The sequence below is a fragment of the Candidatus Synechococcus spongiarum SH4 genome, assembly GCF_000586015.1.
Lineage (GTDB): Bacteria > Cyanobacteriota > Cyanobacteriia > PCC-6307 > Cyanobiaceae > Synechococcus_B > Synechococcus_B spongiarum_F.
Genome location: NZ_JENA01000227.1, coordinates 1 through 2,643, shown reverse-complemented (window position 1 = coordinate 2,643; position 2,643 = coordinate 1). Strand labels below are relative to the sequence as shown.

General features: G+C 64.7%; 6 protein-coding genes. 1 reads left to right on the top strand and 5 read right to left on the bottom strand.

What is annotated here, in order from left to right; genetic code table 11:
* Positions 1–223 precede the first annotated feature (223 nt).
* Entirely contained in the window at positions 224–460 is a 237-nt protein-coding gene (locus tag BG35_RS0108885) for a MoaD/ThiS family protein (RefSeq protein ID WP_025782540.1), read from the bottom strand.
* Between the two features lie 110 nt (positions 461–570).
* Here BG35_RS0108885 and petG point away from each other — a divergent pair, with 110 nt between their 5' ends.
* Positions 571–687, top strand: coding sequence for a cytochrome b6-f complex subunit V (gene petG, locus BG35_RS0108880; RefSeq protein WP_025782539.1), 117 nt, complete (start codon positions 571–573; stop codon positions 685–687).
* On the opposite strand, the gene BG35_RS0108875 is transcribed toward petG, so the two are convergent.
* From BG35_RS0108875 to BG35_RS0108865, 4 genes are all read right to left on the bottom strand, one after another.
* Complete coding sequence (locus tag BG35_RS0108875; protein ID WP_025782538.1) at positions 684–1,268, bottom strand: RsmD family RNA methyltransferase; 585 nt, start codon at positions 1,266–1,268, stop codon at positions 684–686. The two genes, petG and BG35_RS0108875, sit on opposite strands and share 4 nt — an antisense overlap.
* Positions 1,269–1,276: 8 nt before the next feature.
* Positions 1,277–1,462 carry a type 1 glutamine amidotransferase family protein gene (locus tag BG35_RS13970; protein WP_308417031.1) on the bottom strand — a complete coding sequence of 62 codons (186 nt, stop codon included), beginning with the start codon at positions 1,460–1,462 and terminating at the stop codon, positions 1,277–1,279.
* A complete protein-coding gene (locus BG35_RS11175) occupies positions 1,437–1,880 on the bottom strand; it encodes a glutamine amidotransferase-related protein (RefSeq protein ID WP_308417030.1) in 444 nt (147 codons plus the stop codon). The genes BG35_RS13970 and BG35_RS11175 overlap by 26 nt, the downstream gene beginning before the upstream one ends.
* Positions 1,881–1,920: 40 nt before the next feature.
* The coding region (locus BG35_RS0108865) for an LOG family protein (protein WP_025782537.1) at positions 1,921–2,643 on the bottom strand (723 nt) is incomplete at its 5' end.

Sequence of the window (2,643 nt, the reverse complement as noted above, 5' to 3'; positions counted from 1 at the left end):
CCTTTCCCCGTCAGTCCCGCCCACGGGGGAATCCACCCAAGACGCCATCCAGCACCAGCCTCGGGGAGGCGCTGCCCGCTTGAATGCCTGTGGAGGCGGGGGGCGGACTGACTTTTCATGGTGAGAGGGCACCCATGGGGAAGGTTGTCCAGCCTCAACAACAGGCCACGGCTTTCAGGTGGGCGCCTGCTTCATGGGAGGTTCAGGGCAGGCTAGCTCCCGCTCATCCTCCGGTGATGGGGGGCAGAAAAGCCAACTCGTCACCGGGTTGTAGTGGGTGATCCGGTGTGGCGAAATCCTGATTGACGGCCCAACGGAGACCAGGAAAGTGGATGCCCAGTTGCTGTTGGAGTTGGGCCACGGTGCCGGCGGGTCGGGGCAACTCCACCAACCGCTCCCGCCAGCCGTGCTCCTCCCGCAACGGACCAAACAACAGAACTCGCACGGTGGTCTTGGTCATGGTGGAGGGGCGTGCAACACGACTTGATCTTGGGGCATTCTGGAAGATCAGTTGTATAGCTACAATCCCCAAGGCAGCTTGCCTATACTCTCCCCAGATCACCACCTCCCATGGTTGAACCCCTGCTCTGCGGTATTGTTCTGGGCTTGGTGCCCATCACCATCTTCGGCCTCTTCGTGAGCGCCTACAACCAGTATCGCCGCCAGGGGGGGACCTTCGGGGGCTAAGCGTTGCCCAGGACTTGCTGGAGCACCAGCACCGTAGCGCCCCCATAGCGGTGGCGGCTGCCCAGTCGCCAGCCGGGCAGGCTGGCAGGGGGCTGGCGGCTGGCGCATTCCAACAGCAACAGGCCTGTTGGCGCCAGCACGCCTGCAGCGGCTATGGCCATGGTCACGGGTCCATGGAGTCCCCCATCATAGGGGGGATCGGCATAGATCAAGGTGAAGGGCTGTCGAGGCTCGGCCGAGTGTTTCCAGGTCTGGAGCCAGGTCAGCACCTCCCGGCGGTGAAGGGTGAAGGTCTGGGGTGGATGGCAGGTCAGTTGCAGATTGTGGCGGGTCACGGCGGCGGCCCTGCCATGGCGCTCCACGGCCGTGACATGGGCAGCGCCATGGAGAAGGGCTTCACAGGCCATGACGCCACTGCCGCTGAACAGGTCCAGCCAGCGGGTCCCCGCCACCTGTCCCTGCAGGAGATTAAATACCGACTGCCGCACCCGCGCCGGTGTGGGGCGGGTGACGGCGCCCGGCGGACTCCGTAGACGGCGCCCGTCACTGAGACGCAGATCTCCACGGCCGCCCCGGGGCATGGCCACTCTCAACCCGGCAAGTGTTTCAGCCAGCGGGCCAGGATCCGCTGACCACAGGGGCCGGACTTCTCCGGGTGGAACTGGGTGGCCACCAGCGCACCATGGGCAATGGCCGCGGTGACCGGTTGCCGGGCCACCATCACATGGGCCGCCACCAGGTTGGCATCCTCAGGTACAACCCCGTAGGAATGCACGAAATACACCCATTGCTCCTCCTCTGAAGGGAACAGGGGGGAGGATGGCGGCAGAGACGAGCGGTTGCCAGCCCATGTGGGGAACAGGTTCATCAGCGGTGGGCTTGAGGGGCTCCACCCTGCCCGGCGCCAGGTTCAGCCCCGCCAGTCGGCCCTCGGCGCTGCCGCTGAACAACAACTGCAGCCCCAGACAGATGCCCAGCAGGGGGCGGTCCTGGCGGACCCAGTGGCCAATGGGCTGAATCAGGTCCCGCTCCGCCAGTTGGGTCATGGCGGGATCAAAGGCGCCCACACCGGGCAACACCAGCGCACTGCCACCGGAGTCCTCCCACCGGCGCAGCTGGGCGCCGCTGCAGAGGCGCTGGCAATGTCCCCCCAACCTTTGCAGGGATTTGGTGACGGAGTGGAGGTTCCCCATGCCGTAGTCGATGATGCCCAGCCGGGGGGAGTCGTGGTGGTCATTGGGGCTGTTCGGTGTGCTCCAGGCGCGGGTCCCCTGTCAGGGGCAGGTGGTTGATGTGGCGAATCAGTCCATAGAGGCGACCCATGCAGCGGTGATCAAATGGAAACTCCAGTCCCGGGACCGCCCCTTGCTCGCCCCTGTGGGTGAAGGGTTCAATGGTTCCCCCATGGAGCACATCGGAGAACATGTGGTTCATGACCTTCACCTGCTCGGCGGTGGGGGCCCCATGGAGAAGCAACTGCAAGCGCCCCCCATCCAGGAAGCGGCAGCAACGGAAGATCCGGTAGAAGCGGCGAATGGCCCCCACGGCTTCCTGCACGGAATCCACCCGGTTGTAGATCTGCGCATCGGCGGGGGACACCATGCCCCGCTCCTCCACGGACTTGACCATATAGCGCTTCCAGCGTTGCCAGTAGTCATCACCGGCAGGAGCCAGCAACACCACGGGGATGGGAACGGTCTTGGCGGTCTGAATCAGGGTGAGGACCTCGAACAGCTCATCCAGCGTGCCCACGCCTCCCGGCATGGCCACCAGGGCATCGCTTTCCTGCACCAGGAAGTGCTTGCGGGTGAAGAAGTAACGAAAGAACACAAGCTTGTTCCCAGGATCGATGTAGGGATTGGGGGCAAACTCGAAGGGCAGGTGAATGTTGAGACCGTAGCTGTTGTCTCGCCCGGCGCCGCGGTTGGCTGCTTCCATCACCCCGGCCCCGGCCCC

Coding starts and splice junctions, on each gene's coding strand:
- BG35_RS11175 (WP_308417030.1), bottom strand. CDS start 1,880: ATGGGGAACCTCCACTCCGTCACCAAATCCCTGCAAAGGTTGGGGGGA.
- BG35_RS0108885 (WP_025782540.1), bottom strand. CDS start 460: ATGACCAAGACCACCGTGCGAGTTCTGTTGTTTGGTCCGTTGCGGGAG.
- BG35_RS0108875 (WP_025782538.1), bottom strand. CDS start 1,268: ATGCCCCGGGGCGGCCGTGGAGATCTGCGTCTCAGTGACGGGCGCCGT.
- petG (WP_025782539.1), top strand. CDS start 571: ATGGTTGAACCCCTGCTCTGCGGTATTGTTCTGGGCTTGGTGCCCATC.